Raw genomic sequence first — 14,574 nt, 5'->3', positions numbered from 1 at the left:
AGGCGGGCTACCTCGGCTTCTCCTCGGGCCGGTTCAGTGCCGCTTCGAACATCGGCCACGACCTGTGTAGATCCTCTTGCCAGTAGCCCCAGGAATGGGTGCCGGTCGGCCGGAGATCGAAGGTCGCGGGAATTCCCGCCGCACCGAGCCGGTCCCGTAACTGTCGCGTGCACGCGTTCGCGACCATTTCCAGCGGGGCCCCGAACAGGAGTTGGTAGAGCAGATCGACCACACTGCCGCGCGCGCCCGCGAGATTCTCGTTCGGACCGGGCAGGCCGGTTCCGGTGGAGACGTAGACGGCGGTGCCGCGCAACTTGTCGGCCTGGAGATACGGGTCGTTGGCCCGCCAGGCCGGATCACCCGGCGGCCCCCACATATTGGCGACGGTTCCGCGCTGGGTGGTGACCACGGTCTGGACGATGGCCTGGCCGGCGGGGTCGCTGGTGCGCACGCAGCCGCTGTAGGAGCCGATCGCCCGGTAGAAACCCGGCACGGCCAGTGCGAGCTGGAACACGGCTGTCCCCGCCATCGACACCCCGGCGATGGCGTTCGCCCCGGTGCCGTCGAACTCCCGGTCGACCATCGGTGGCAGTTCCTCGGTCAGGAAGGTGGCCCAACGCTGCCTGCCCAGGACCGGGTCGTCGGCGCGCCAGTCGGCGAAATAGCTGCCCGCCCCGTCCATCAGCACCACGACGTTCACCTGTTCGTCGGCGAAGAAATCGGTGAGATCGGTCCGGTCGAGCCAGTTGCCGTCCGTGCCGCCGCTCGACCCGTTGAGCAGATACAGCGTGGGCGCGGGCGAATCGGGGTTCGCCGCGCGCAGCAGCGTCATGTCGACGGTGCGGTCCATCGCGGGCGAATACACCTCGAGTTGGGTCTGCCTGCCAGGTCCCGTTCGCAGCTCCGCGATCCGTGAGACCTGCACCTCGGCGGGCTCGGCGTGCGCGCTCGTCCATGCACAGGTCAGAGAAAGGCATGCGGCGAGCAGTGCCGCACTCGTGCGCCGAAGCTGTTCGGACATATCGACTCCTGGTCCCGGTGGGACGGTTCCGATTCGCAGTCAAGAACATTCGCGGGGTGCGCGATCGATTTCGGAGCGATCCTGTGGACGTTACCAATCGGCCGTGGCGTGCGTTGGTTCCCGAGCCAGCACGTCGGTCGAAGAACTCGGCACCCGGGCCGGTTAGGCGTCGGGAGTGCGGGTATGTCGAGTGCAGCGCACGCTCGGTCGGTGAGCGCGCCGCACGGACGAATCGGCGTCGGTGATGCTCGGTCTCGGAAATCCGGGAACCGGCGCACACCTTGTCGGCACGTGCGTGGAAACCGATGCCGAATGGGGCATCCGCAGCGGAAGAATCTGGGTGTCGGCATGAATTGCACTGCGAATATGGTCGAGCCGCAACTGGTGACGGTACGACCGTGGACAACGGCGGTCGTCCACGATGTCGTCCCGCTGACGGGGCTGCGAGATTTCTACGACGTGTCGTTCCATTCGGTGGTCCAGACGATCGCCGCCCAGCAGCGCGCCATCATGAGCCCGGCATTCGGGCTGTACCGAGGCGAGCCCGGCGACCTGCTCGACGTCGAGGTGGGGTTCGCGACCGAGCGTCCGGTGATTCCCCAGGCCCGCGTCGTCGCCGGATCCCTACCCGGCGGCGCGGTCGCGCGGACGACGCATTTCGGCGGTTTCGACGGCATCGCCGAGGCGTGGGATCGGTTGGGCGCATGGCTCGCCGAACAGAATCTGAGGCCCGCCGCGCATCGGTGGGAGGTCTACGTCACCGACCCCGCCCCGGATATCGATCCCGCCGACCTGCGCACCGAACTCAACTGGCCATTGGTCCTCGCCGACGGCGACCGATAGCCGAAGGTTCCACGTATCACGAGCACACGTGCGGGGCAGGAGAATTCGATGAGCGTTCGCGCACGACCGCGCCCGGTCGGCTTGGTCGCCCTGGTCGCGCTGGCGGCGGCGACGATGCTGTCCGGCGGCACCGGCCACGCCGACCCGGGACCCCGGCACGAATCGCTCACGGTGTACTCGGCCGCGATGGGCCACGATATCCACCTCGATGTCCTGCTGCCCCCGCGGCCGAAGGCAAGTGCGGTGCTGGTCTTGCTCGACGGCGCCGACGCCGCGAACGACAGCGGTAACCGCACCAGCGATTGGATCACCAAAACCGATGCGGCCCAGTGGTTCAGCGACAAGAACATCACCGTCGCGCTTCCGGTCGGCGGTCGCGGCAGCTACTACACCGACTGGCAGCGGCCCGATCCGGTACTCGGGGTCAACCGGTGGGAGACCTTCCTGACCGAGGAACTTCCCGGGGCGATGGTGGCGAACTACGCCGTCGATACCACCCGAACGGCTATCGCGGGCACGTCGATGGGGGGTCACGCGGCACTCACCCTGGCCGCGCGCCACCCGGGCGAGTACCGGTCCGTGGCGGCGTTCAGCAGCTGCCCCTCCACCGCGGATCCGCGCGCGCAGCAGTCCATCCGGCTCACCGTCGCCTCCCGAGGCGGCAACCCCGATCTCATGTGGGGGCCATCCGATGATCCGCAGTGGCGCGACCACGATCCCCTGTTACTGGCCGAGAACCTGCGCGGCACCGACCTGCTGATCACCGTCGGCGCCGGTCGACCCGACCCGAGGGATTCGCCGGGGGACACCTTCGGCGGCGCGCCACTGGAATGGGGTGCGAACATGTGCACCCGAGAATTCGAGGGACGCCTACGCGAACTCGGAATACCCGCGACTTTCGCCTATCGCCCCACCGGACTGCACGCCTGGCCGTCCTGGGAAACCGACCTCCACAACGCCTGGCCGCAACTGGCCGACTCCCTCGACATTCCGGACTCCTGAGCCGACGATCGAAGGCTTCGCACGCCCGCGAATCCCGTTGAGCGGGTGAGCTCTCCACCGACACCGGCGTCCGTGCGGTGTGTCGTGACGGATCCGGTCCGGACACCGATTCGACGGGTACGACCTGCGATTATCCCTCCGCGCCGATACCTTGTCGCCGTGATCGTCCTACTGTCGATGCGAACCGGGGGGTTGCGCTCCGGGGTGGTCGCAGGAGGGGCGGATGGATACGAATTCAACGGAATCACGGTGGCGGCCGTCGCCGCGGGCGGTGTTCTCGCGACAGTTCGCGGCACTGTTCGAGGCGGCGGGCAATCCGACATTGCGGCGGGTGGCAGCGGCGGCCGAGGCGCGGATGCGTGGCGCGCGGGCGGCGGGACAGAAGGGCGCGGTCTCGGTTCAGCGGATCAGCGACTGGAAAGGTGGTCGCAATGTTCCCGCCAGGTTCGAATCCCTGATTCCCGTACTGCTGACGCTCATCGGGGAGGCACGTAAATCCAGTGGGCCGGTGCCCCCGGCGCTGCTGGATATGCAGGAATGGAAGCGGTTGTGGACCGCGGCCGACGATTGGGATCCCGATTCCGAGATGTCCGAATGCCCGTACCTGGGGTTGACGTCCTACCGCCGACGCGACGCGGAGTTGTTCTTCGGCCGGTCCCGGCCCACGGGGGAGTTCACCGAGTTGGTGCGCCGCACCGTCGACGCCGATGGTGGCATCGTCGTGCTGGTCGGCGCTTCCGGTGCGGGCAAATCGTCGCTGCTCGAGGCCGGAGTGATCCCGGAATTGACTCGCGCGGGACAGGATTGGGAGGTGTGTGCGCTGACACCCGGCGTCGACCCGGTGCGCGCACTGCTCGACGCCCTCGCACGCGCGCAAACGGAACCGGACGTTTCGGCGGGCGAGCCGGAACCCGGCGCGGCGTCGGCCGAGACCACCCGTGATCCACGGGGGACCGAAATCGATGAGGTTTCCGCCGAATCGGTGGCCGCGGTCATCGCCGGGTGGGCCGTGGGGCGTCGGCGGCTGCTCGTCGTCGACCAGTTCGAGGAACTCTTCACCCTGTGCGGCGACGAGACCCGACGCGAGATCTTCCTGTCCGCGCTGGAACATGCCGCGATCCGAGGGGAGCGTGAACCGGCCGCCGTGGTGATCGCGATCCGGGCCGACTTCTACGCGCGCTGCCTCGACGTGCCCGTACTGGCGGACGGTCTCAAACACCGCAGCTATCTGCTCGGCCCGATGCGCCTGGACGAACTCGCCGCCGCGATCACCCGTCCCGCCGAACTCGCCGGCTGCAAACTCGACACCGGGTTGGAAGAATTGGTGATCAGCGAACTGTGCGGGCTCGGCGGCCTCGGTGTTCGGCGCGGCTACGATCCCGGGGCGCTGCCGCTGGTCTCGCATGTGATGGAAGCGGTGTGGCGGTGCCGTGACGGCACGCGGTTGACGATCGAGGGCTACCAGAGGGTGGGCGGTGTCCTCGGTTCGGTCGCGGCGACCGCGGAGAAGGCGTGGGGTGAACTGTCGGAATTCCAGCAGTCGGTCGGCAAGCAGGTGCTGCTCGGACTCGTCGCCGTCGGTGACGATTCGCGTGACACCCGCCGCAAGGTGGCGCGCGCCGAACTCGTGCGTCAGACCGTCGAGGCCGCCGAGACCGCGCTCGACGTCCTCGCTCGCACCCGGCTGGTCACCCTCGACGCCGACTCGGCCTACCTCACCCACGAAATCGTGCTCGACGCCTGGCCGCGGCTACGCGGATGGATCGACGAGGACCGGGTCGGATATCTGGAAAGGCAACGACTGCAAGGTGATGCGTCCGACTGGGCCGCGAACGGCCGCGACTCGTCCCTGCTGTATCGGGGTGCGCGTCTGACGACGATGCGCGAGCATGCCGGGCACGGCGCCATCGGACCGGTCGCCGCGGAATTCCTGGGGGCGGCCGAGACGGCGAGGCGCCGCGCCGAACGGCGTGCTACGGGGACGAGGGCCGCCCTGGCACTGCTCGGGGTGGTCGCGCTGGTGTTGGCCGGAGTCGCGTTCGCGCAGAGCAGCACGGCGAAGGAACAGCGTGACGCGGCGGTCTTCACGGCGGTCATCGCCGAGGCCGACCGGTTGGAGACCATCGACCCGTCGCTGTCGGCGCAGTTGAATCTGGTGGCGAACCGGATCAGGCCGGGGGATCCGGATGTCGCCGCACGTCTGGTGAATACCGCGAACATGCCACTGAACACTCCGCTGGCGGGCCACACCGAGTCGGTGGGCGATGTCGCGCTGCGCGCGGACGGCAAATTCGCCGCGTCCGGCGGTTACGACGACACGGTACGGATCTGGGATCTCTCGGATCGGAGAAATCCGCACGCGGTCGGTCCACCGCTCACCGGGCATACGGATTTCGTCACCGATGTCCGGTTCACTCCCGATGGCACCGTGCTCGCCTCGGCCGCCGCCGATGACACCGTGCGCCTGTGGGATGTTCGCGATCCGGCGAATCCGCGCTTCGCGAGCGCGCTGGCGATCGGATATCCCTCCGTGGTCGAATTCGGTTCGGACGGTAGGACGCTCGCGACAACGAACACCGACGACGGAATCTCCTACTGGGATATCGCCGATCCGTTCGCTCCGAAGTTGATCGGCAACCCGGTCGCTGAGAGCCGCGGCAAGGAAAGTATCTCCATCTTGGCCTTCGCGCCGGACCTGCGCACCGTGCTGAGCATCGAACTGGACAGCGTTCGACTCTGGCGGGTAGCCGATCCACGAGTCCCGGCCACATCGTCGATCGTTCCCGCTCACGACGCGGTCTCGGCGGCATTCACCCGCGACGGTTCGCTGGTCGCGGTGGCCGAACAGGACGTCATCAGGCTGTGGGATGTCCGCGATCCGGCCGCGCCGCGTGTGATCGGCGAGCCGCTGCCTTTCACCGAACCGGTGATGGGAGCCGCGCTGGAGTTCGACGCCGCAGGCAGGATACTGGCCGCACGATCCGATCAGGGTGACGTCACGCTGTGGAATGTCGCCGATCCGGTATCGCCGACGCCGTACGGTGCGCCGTTGACCACGGACGCCGCGTCGGTCAGCGCGATCGAATTCGGTGTCGACGACCGGACGGTGCTGACGGCCGGTTCGGACGGAATCGTCCGGGTCTGGTCGTTGCCGGAAACGGTGCTGCCCGAACATGCCGACTGGGTTTACGCTCCGATCTTCGACGCCGCGGGACGGCGGATGGTCGCGGCCACCGAGGGCGCGATCGAGGTCTGGGATATTTCGCATTCGCAGGGGAGTCGGCGAGTCGGCAGGTTCACCATGCGGCCGGGGCAATCGAGTACGGCCGCGGTGAGTCCCGACGGACGGACGGTCGCGGTCGTCGATGCCGACACCGATTCGACCCGATTGCTCGACATCACCGATCCCGCTGCGATCCGTGCGGTTTCGGAGTTGCCACGCGACCGTACGGGATGGGGCGTGGCAGCAGAGTTCTCTCCCGATTCGAGATATCTGGTGACCGGCGGGATTCGGCCGATGTCCGTCGAGAATCCCCGCCAAGGCGACATCGTTCAGATCTGGGATGTGGCCGATCCCGGGCAACCACGCCCGGTCGGTCCCGCGCTGCTGACCGGAGACGAGTACGTCCTCGATCTCGAGTTCGGAACCGACGGCAGGTCGCTGGCGGTGTTGCGTACGAACCAACCGGTGACCATCTGGGATGTCTCCGATCCGGCGAGTCCGCTTGTGAGCGGGACGATTTCGGCGGAACCGAACGCTTCCATCGCTTCGATGGTCGGGCAGCCGGGTGGTTCGGTGCTGGTCACCGTCGGGCAAGATCACGCCCTGCGGGTCTGGGATACCCGCGAGCCGAGCCGACCCGTCCTGATCGCCGGTCCGCTGACCGGTCATACGTCCTACGTCACCTCGGCGTCCTTCAGCGCCGATGGACGAATGCTGGCCACCGCCGAGCGAGATTCCGTGCGGCTGTGGGATTTCTCCGATCCCGCAGCGCCCGTAGCGATTCGGCACGCGGTCGTGCGCTACCCGGATTCCCAGAGTCGGGTCTCGGCGACCTTCTTCGGCAACGACGACCTGTTCGGGGTCGGCACGGGCGCGCAAGCCCACCATTGGAATCTGGATCCCGCGCCCGCGATCAGCCGGATCTGCGATATCACCCGGGTGGTGTTGACCGCGCAGGTGTGGCGTGACCACCTACCGGGATTACCGTACGACCCACCCTGCGATTAGCGGTGGGACGAGCGGAAATGCCCGCCGCCGTCGTGTTCGGCGACGGCGGGCACTCCAGCACCGCGCGGCCCGAGCGTGTCCACTCGGCGGACGCGATCCGGATCCGATCACCATTTCCCGTCCTGGACCGGTTTGTCGCCCAACTGTATGACCGGAAGCGGCTGGTCCGGGACCGGATTGTGGCCCTCGTCGGTCAGCCAATCGCCGGTGGGGCGGACGGCGGCGAGATCGTCGGAGGGCGGGAGGTCTTCGGCGTCGCTGTCGTAGTAGTCGAACCAGGGGAGGCCGTGTTCGGCGTAGGAATGGGCCGTCACGGGGGTGCTCGGCGCCGGTTCGCCGGTGATCTCGTGCCATTCGGCCGCCGAGACGAGGTGGACGAAGATCCGTCCGTCGGCTTCGGATCGATAGTCGGTGACGGGGCGGGGGTCGGTGTAGATCTCCTGGCGCATCGTGCCGCCCGCCCCGAGTCCCATCGCGCGCGCCTTACGCGCGGTCGGGGCCGAGCCCGGACGCGCGGGCGCCGCGCTGTATGCGGGGGACGGCGCTGCTCCGGCGGGTGCGGGCGGCGGGACCGCACCGTAGGCGACCGGGGTCGGTCGCGCGGAGCGGGCCCGCTGTTCGGCCTCCCACGCGGCACGTGCCGTCTCGGTGAGGGTGTGCACCGCGACCTGGATGCCACCCCACTGTTCACTGCCGGTGACCTGGCCTTCGACCGTGGCGCCGAGTCCCAGCGGCATCGCGACGAACTGCCGGACGGTGCCCTTCCCCGAATTGATGCCGTCCAGCCACGGCTGCTGCGGCAGGGGGACATAGTTCTGGGGTTTGCCGACGAGTGTGTCGCTCCATGGTTTGCCGGAGATCGCGCACACCTTCCCGACGCCGACCTTGAGCGCCGCCGGGGCGTGCGCGGAGAACCTGAGCCACATGGCTTCGCGCTGATACACCGGCAACATCACCCCGCCGCGCTCGCGCCACTGTTCGGGGACCGTCTCGGGATAGTCGGCGACCCGGCGCAGCGGGAACGACCCCAGGCCGGGAGGCAACGGGTAGGTGCCGGTTTCCGGCAGTCGCAGGGTGCGGATGAATGTCACCCGGACCTGTCCCGGTAGCTTCAGCGCATCGCCGACCAGTTCTACTTCCGTGGCCATACTCGCACCTCTCGATCGTCGCGGACGGGACTCGACCGGTCGGCCCCCATGCGCGCCCGTCCTCCGTCGGGCACGCGCGACCGCCATGGTGCCCGCGAACGCGATGGCGCGCAAACACCCTCGGCGACCGGTGCGAATGCCGACCTTCGGCCGAGGATCACATCGGGTAGATGGGGTGCTTGCGCGGATTGAATTCCGGCCGGACCGACTGCTTGTCGCGCAACAGGCGCAGCGCGTGCCGGATCTCCAAACGGGTGGTCGACGGTTCGATCACCGCGTCGATGTATCCGCGTTCGGCGGCGATCCACGGGGTGGCGATCGTCTCGTTGTACTGGTTGACCATGAACTCGCGGGCCGCGGCACGGTGTTCCTCGGGGACCGCGGCCAATTGTCGCTTGCCGATGAGGTCGACCGCGCTCTCGGCGCCGATCACCGCGATCCTGGCGGTCGGCCAGGCGAAACTGACGTCGGCGCCGACCTGCCTGGCGGCCATCATGCCGTAGGCGCCGCCGTAGGACTTGCGGACCACCAGGTTGATGATCGGCACCGTCGCCTCGATGATCGCGCGCGGAACCCGGCCGCCGCGAATGATCACGCCGTTGGCCTCCTGCTCCAGGCCGGGCAGCACACCGGGGGTGTCGACGACGAACACCAGCGGGATGTTGAACGCGTTGCAGAGCCGGATGAAATAGGTCGACTTGTCCGAGCAGGCGGCGTCGATGGAACCGCCGAGTACCAGCGGCTGGTTGGCGATCACGCCGACCGGATATCCGTCGACCCGGGCGAATCCGGTGATCAGATTCGGCGCGAACGCGGCGCGGATCTCGTGGAATTCGCCGTCGTCGAAGATCCGCAGCAGGATCTCGTGCATGTCGTATCCGGAACGATCGGAATCCGGGATGATCGAGTCGAGTTCGCGGTCGCTCGCGGTGATCTCCGGTTCGAGGCCGGGGTTGACGATCGGCGGCTGTTCGATGCAGCTCGTCGGCATATAACTGAGGTAGTTGCGGGCCCAGTCGTAGGCTTCCTGCTCGGTCTCGGTCACGTGGTGCAGGGTGCCGCGAGTCGCCTGCACCTCGGCGCCGCCGAGCGCCTCGGCGGTGATGTCCTCACCGTTGACGGCTTTGATCACGTCCGGACCTGTGACGAACATGTACGAATCCTTGGTTCCGATCAGCACATCGGTGTTGATCGGTCCGTATACCGACCCGGCGGCGCATTTGCCGAGAATGATCGACACCTGCGGCACGTATCCGGACAGCTTCTCCAGCACCCGGGAGATATTGCCGAACGACGCGATCGAGCCGACCGCGTCCTGGATGCGCGCGCCACCGGAATCGTTGATGGTCACGACCGGGCAGGCGTTGTCGAACGCGAGTTGCAGCGCGCGCATGAATTTGCGGGCCGAGGTCACCCCGACCGACCCGCCGTACACCGTCTGATCGTGGGCGATCACCACCACCGGGCGACCCCCGATCATCCCGCGTCCGGTGACCAGTCCGTCACCGTAGAGGGCGTCCGGCTGGTCGGGCTGGCGAGCCAGCGCGCCGAATTCGACGAGGGTGCCGGGATCGAGCAGCATGTTCAGACGCTGGCGGACGCTCGGAACGCCCTTCTTCTCCCGCTTGGCGATACCGGCCTCACCCGCTGGCTCCTCTGCGATCGAGAGGATCTTGACGAGTTCATCGAGCTTTGCCTTGGTATCGACCACGCCTACTGCCACCTTCCAGACCAACTGTGTGCTGCTGGCGATGGTAAGCGGTATTTACGGAGATTCGGTCATCGTGCTGGAAGCCCTAGACAGATCACAGTCATCGAGGGCGTGATATCGCGTTCCGAACAATGTGGGCACAAGTGGGGGCACCGCACTCGGACCCGATCGGTTGTCCGGTCAGGTGCCGACGGCGCGGAATTCGAGCAGGCAGCGCTGGTCGGTGAGGTCGACCACGGCGTCGAGTACGAGGCCGTGGGCGGCGGCGAGGGCGCGGAACTCGTCGACGCGGCGTTCACGTCCCGCGAAGGTCACGAGCATGGCCAGGTCGAATTCGGTGTTCGCGCGACGCCCGCCGACGGGTTCGACGACGAGAACGCGGCCGCCGCGACCGAGGGCCTCGACACAGCGCGCGAGTATCCGGTGCGCGTGGTCGTCGTCCCAGTCGTGGAGAATGTCACACAGCAGATACGCCTGTGCCCCCGCCGGGAGCGGATCGAAGAAGCTCTGCGCGCTCACCCGGGCCCGGTCCCGCACCCGGTACGCGATGAGGGTCCGGACCGCCTCGGTCACGGTCGGTTCCAGGTCGATCAGGTGGCCGCGAATCCGCGGATGGGCGGCAAGGATCGCGGCGAGCAGGCTGCCGTGACCGCCGCCGACGTCGACGATGGTGGAGAAGCGGTCCCAGTCGTAGCCGGTGACGATCCGCGGGATCTGGTCTCGGAATCGGTGGGTCATCTGCCGGTCGAACGACTCGCGCAGGTGCGGATACCGGGTGAGGTCGGCCCAGAAATCCCGCCCGTAGCGCCGCGAGTAGCCCGCCTCGCCGGTGGTGACACTGTGCAGGAGTTCGACGAAGGCCAGCTCGGCTCGTCCGCCCGCCATGTCCAGGTGCAGGAAGTTGGTCAGGCCGTTGTCGGCGTCGGCGCACAGTGTCGCGCCGTAGTCGGTGGTCCGGTAGCCGGTGGATGTGCCCTCGACGATCCCGAGGGTTTCGAGGTGGCCGAGCAGCAGGTGCAGCGCCACCGGTGCCACGTCCAGTTCGTGCGCGACGCGGTCGACGGTGGCGCCGTCACCGCGCAGCCGGTCCGGCAGGCCGAGGGTCACCGCGACCCGCAACGCCATCGGTGTGGCCAGGCCCGCGAGGTTTCGGATCGCGGCGACAGGGTTGTGCTCGTTCACCTGTCGAGGGTGGCACGTCCGGCGCATTCGTCTCGAACCGAATCCTGTTCGGCGAGCGCGGGTTCGGCGGCAGCCTCGAGTAGGCGCCGGTCCGCGAAGCCGTGGGCTCTGGCGGCGATGACCACGACGAGTGTCGGGATGAGCAGTGCCAGGACGGTCCACGGAAACACCTCGGGCCCGAAGGCGTCCAACAGCACACCGCCGACCACGCCGCCGCCCGCCATCGCCACGTTCCACAGCGTGACCAGCATGGCCAACGCGGTGTCGGCGGCCTCGCCGCCCGCGATCGCGACCGCGGTCTGCAACAGGGTCGGCACACCACCCCAACCGAGCCCCCACAGGGCGGCCGCGACATACACCGGGACGATCTCGCCGGAGGACACGGCCAGACCCGCGACCGCCACGGCGACCAGAACCGTTGCGGCGATGGTCGATACGCGCAGTCGGCGATCGATGTGCGCGCCGACGAACCAGATGCTCACCAGTGAGGCGATCCCGAAGACGAGCAGTACTTCGCCGACCGCGTCGCCGAGGCTCCGCTGCTCGAGGAAGGTGGACACGTAGGTGTAGAGGATGTTGTGGGCCAGCACGAACGTCAGGGTCACGAACAGCACCGCGCCCACTCCGGGCACCTTCGCGGTGGCGACGAGGGGGATCCGGCCCGCGCGGCCCGGCCCGTCGAAGTCGGGCACGGTCACCGTGATCCAGCCGATCAGCACCACCGCGATCACCGACATCACCCCGAAGGCGACCTGCCAGCCGAGTGCGTCGCCGAGGAAGGTCCCGACCGGAATCCCCAGCGACAACGCCAGCGGAATACCCGCCATGACGATCGCGATCGCCTTGCCCTGCAATGCTTTCGGAGCCATGCGGACCGCGTAGCCCGCCAGCAGTGCCCACACGATGCCCGCGCCGACCCCGGCGACGAATCTGGCGGCGAGGGTGAGGGTGAACACCGGCGAGACCGCGGTCACCGTATTCGCGACGAGGAAGCCGATCACCCCGGCCAGCAGCAGTCGTTTGCGCCGCCATCCGGCCGTCGCGATCGACAGCGGGATCGCCGTGGCGGCGGTGCCGATGGCGTAGACCGTCACCAATTGTCCGGTCGCCGATTCGCTGACGTCCAGGTCGGCGCTCATTCCCGGCAGCACCCCCGCGGGCAGGGCCTCGGTCAACACCGTGAGGAAGGCGGCGGTGGTCAGGGCGAGCAACGCCGCGATCGGCAGCTGTGCGCCGACCCCCGGACTGCTCGGGCTGTCTGTGTGTTCGACCATTTTCGTATGCTCGAACCTTCACATTGATGTGAAGGTCAAGGCTCGTTGGACTGTGAGGTAGGGCACATGCGAATCGGTGAATTGGCGGACAGGACCGGCACGTCCCGCCGTCTCCTGCGGTATTACGAGGAGCAGGGACTGATCGTCTCGCAGCGGGCAGCCAACGGGTATCGCGAATACGACGCCGCGTTCATCGACCGGGTCCTACAGATACGCGGCCTGCTCGACGCCGGTCTGCCGACCCGGATCATCAAGCAGATCCTGCCCTGCCTGAACAAGCCGCGCGTCATCCATTTCTCCGACGCGACGCCGGAGATGATCGCGACCCTGGAACACGAGCGCGACCGGATGACGCGACGGATCGAGGTGCTCGTCCGCAACCGGGACGCCGTGGCCGAATACCTCGAAACCGTCCTCGAAGGTGACCGCATCGCCGCCGAATCCTGACCGGCTCGGTGCCGCGAGGGCCGAACCTCGGCTCAGCCCGCGGGCGGCGGCGGATCGAGCGGTGCGTTCCAGCCGTCGACCGCGCCGACACCCGCGCCGATCACCGCGCCCGCGAGCACCGCGGGCACGGCGACCAGCGCCGCGACCATGGTCGCGCCGACAACCGGCCCCACGACCAGCCCCGTCGGCAGGAACGGGATACCGAAGACGAACCCGGCCACGCCTCCGACGACCGCGCCGACCGCCGCGGCGACGGGGGCGACCACCACGCCGCCGATGACCGCGCCGACCGCGGCGTCGCCGACCATCCGCGCCGCCATCTCGTCGGAGCGCGCCTGATCGACGCCGTTGCTGTCGAGCACATCCGACACCACGTCCTCGACCTCGGCCGCACCCGCGTTGATCTGGGCGGCCTGCTCCGCGGGCACGATACTCGGCCGGGAGAGTTCGATGTTGCCGACGCGGATCTCGTTCGCCTGGGGCAGCGCGTTCGGCTCGGGCTCGTCGACCGCTGTCATGGCGGGCATCGGCTCGGTCGAATCGGTCCATGCCGCCGGTGCCGGTGCGGCGACCTCGGGTGGCATGCCGAGCGCGTCGGTGATGATCCGCGTGATCTCCTCGGCGGGGGCGAGAGGTTGTCCGGCGTCGGTCGGCGGGGCGCCGAACGGGATGGCGCCGATCAGACCGGTGTCGAAGGCGGGCACGGCGAAGGAGAAGGGGAGCTGTCCGGCCGATGCGATGCCCGGCTGGTCGTCGGCGACGGCGGGTGTGGTGCCCGCTACCGCCGCGCAAACGGCACCGCCGAGCACGACGATGGCGGGGCGTAAGAGGGAGGAGCGGTGCGAAGCGGTGGGCCTGCGGTATGTGCCCATGGGCTACCTCATTCCTCGGTAGGACCTACGTTTCTGATTCGGCGGTTCTCGGTTCACGCACGGTGGGGATTGCGGCGTTGCCGAAACCCGATACGACGCCGAGTATCGCGTCGTATCCCACTTCGTCGAGACGACTACCCGGCTGCGCAGTTTACCAACCGTGCGTTCGACGGTCGGTGGATTCATTTATTACCGGCTCCGGGGATGAATTATCGTCGGTAACCGACCGGGCATCCGGTCGCGTATCCCTATATAGTGAGCGTCGCATACCGGGTGCCGTTAATGATCATTGCGGACGGAGTTGCTCCCCGATATGATTACTGATTCAAGCTGTTCGCCGACACAGCTAGCGTGATTCGGCGACTGCCGGTCGGAATGTTTCGGCCAACGGGGTTCGGCAAGTCGGGGAGAAGCGTCCCGCTTGTCAGGGGTGCGACGAATCCGTTGCGCAAAATCGACGACAGAGCTGTCGTTCGATTCGGCACAAATTGGTGCAAGACCCTACTTCTCAGATCTGTGCGGTGCAACCGATGAATCATAACGATATCTGCTTTCCGTCCGACGCATCCCACGGCGATCCGCACGACCGGGGTCGGGCGTCGACCGCCGACGGTCGCCGCTGGAATCGCCGCATACGACTCAAACATTCGGATTCGTGACGATCCGACGCGAGTGACGGCCTCCGGCCGAAACCGCCGACGGTCGCCGCGCGCTCTCCAGCCACCGAGGCCCTGACCTCCGGGTGGCGTCGCGAGCTCTCGAATCGTGCTGATTCCGCCCTCGGCCTGCGCAGATGACGCATCCGGGGCGGTCCGGGGTCGTCAGCGACTCCCGAGGGCCGTT

The 14,574-nt window shown here is 67.9% G+C and carries 10 protein-coding genes; 4 read left to right on the top strand and 6 right to left on the bottom strand.

What is annotated here, in order from left to right; genetic code table 11:
* Window positions 1-7: 7 nt before the first annotated feature.
* Window positions 8-1,021 carry an alpha/beta hydrolase gene (locus DAT37_RS40910; RefSeq protein ID WP_109530309.1) on the bottom strand — a complete coding sequence of 338 codons (1,014 nt, stop codon included), beginning with the start codon at window positions 1,019-1,021 and terminating at the stop codon, window positions 8-10.
* Window positions 1,022-1,387: 366 nt separating this feature from the next.
* Between DAT37_RS40910 and DAT37_RS40905 the strand changes: the two genes are divergently transcribed.
* The 3 genes from DAT37_RS40905 (at window position 1,388) to DAT37_RS40895 (ending at window position 7,097) form a co-directional block, all read left to right on the top strand.
* Window positions 1,388-1,864: a GyrI-like domain-containing protein gene (locus DAT37_RS40905; RefSeq protein WP_198654687.1), complete on the top strand. Its 477-nt coding sequence runs from the start codon at window positions 1,388-1,390 to the stop codon at window positions 1,862-1,864.
* A gap of 48 nt (window positions 1,865-1,912) precedes the next feature.
* A complete protein-coding gene (locus DAT37_RS40900; RefSeq protein ID WP_109530308.1) occupies window positions 1,913-2,866 on the top strand; it encodes an alpha/beta hydrolase in 954 nt (317 codons plus the stop codon).
* A gap of 223 nt (window positions 2,867-3,089) precedes the next feature.
* Window positions 3,090-7,097, top strand: a complete 4,008-nt coding sequence (locus DAT37_RS40895; RefSeq protein ID WP_157978961.1) for an nSTAND1 domain-containing NTPase — start codon at window positions 3,090-3,092, stop codon at window positions 7,095-7,097.
* Between the two features lie 107 nt (window positions 7,098-7,204).
* On the opposite strand, the gene DAT37_RS40890 is transcribed toward DAT37_RS40895, so the two are convergent.
* The 4 genes from DAT37_RS40890 to DAT37_RS40875 form a co-directional block, all read right to left on the bottom strand.
* Window positions 7,205-8,245, bottom strand: coding sequence for a hypothetical protein (locus DAT37_RS40890; protein ID WP_109530306.1), 1,041 nt, complete (start codon window positions 8,243-8,245; stop codon window positions 7,205-7,207).
* A 157-nt stretch (window positions 8,246-8,402) separates the two neighbouring features.
* Window positions 8,403-9,956 carry an acyl-CoA carboxylase subunit beta gene (locus DAT37_RS40885; RefSeq protein ID WP_109530386.1) on the bottom strand — a complete coding sequence of 518 codons (1,554 nt, stop codon included), beginning with the start codon at window positions 9,954-9,956 and terminating at the stop codon, window positions 8,403-8,405.
* Window positions 9,957-10,136: 180 nt separating this feature from the next.
* Window positions 10,137-11,138: a methyltransferase gene (locus tag DAT37_RS40880; protein ID WP_198654686.1), complete on the bottom strand. Its 1,002-nt coding sequence runs from the start codon at window positions 11,136-11,138 to the stop codon at window positions 10,137-10,139.
* A complete protein-coding gene (locus DAT37_RS40875) occupies window positions 11,135-12,412 on the bottom strand; it encodes an MFS transporter (RefSeq protein ID WP_109530304.1) in 1,278 nt (425 codons plus the stop codon). The genes DAT37_RS40880 and DAT37_RS40875 overlap by 4 nt, the downstream gene beginning before the upstream one ends.
* A gap of 66 nt (window positions 12,413-12,478) precedes the next feature.
* Here DAT37_RS40875 and DAT37_RS40870 point away from each other — a divergent pair, with 66 nt between their 5' ends.
* Window positions 12,479-12,859 carry a MerR family transcriptional regulator gene (locus DAT37_RS40870; RefSeq protein WP_109530303.1) on the top strand — a complete coding sequence of 127 codons (381 nt, stop codon included), beginning with the start codon at window positions 12,479-12,481 and terminating at the stop codon, window positions 12,857-12,859.
* Window positions 12,860-12,891: 32 nt separating this feature from the next.
* Here the strand turns inward: DAT37_RS40870 and DAT37_RS40865 are convergent, their stop codons facing one another.
* Window positions 12,892-13,731, bottom strand: a complete 840-nt coding sequence (locus DAT37_RS40865; protein ID WP_157978960.1) for a hypothetical protein — start codon at window positions 13,729-13,731, stop codon at window positions 12,892-12,894.
* Window positions 13,732-14,574 lie beyond the last annotated feature (843 nt).

Source organism: Nocardia aurea (genome assembly GCF_003123685.1).
Lineage (GTDB): Bacteria > Actinomycetota > Actinomycetes > Mycobacteriales > Mycobacteriaceae > Nocardia > Nocardia aurea.
Note: the sequence above shows the minus strand (reverse complement) of the source record. Positions and strands in the feature narration are given on the sequence as shown.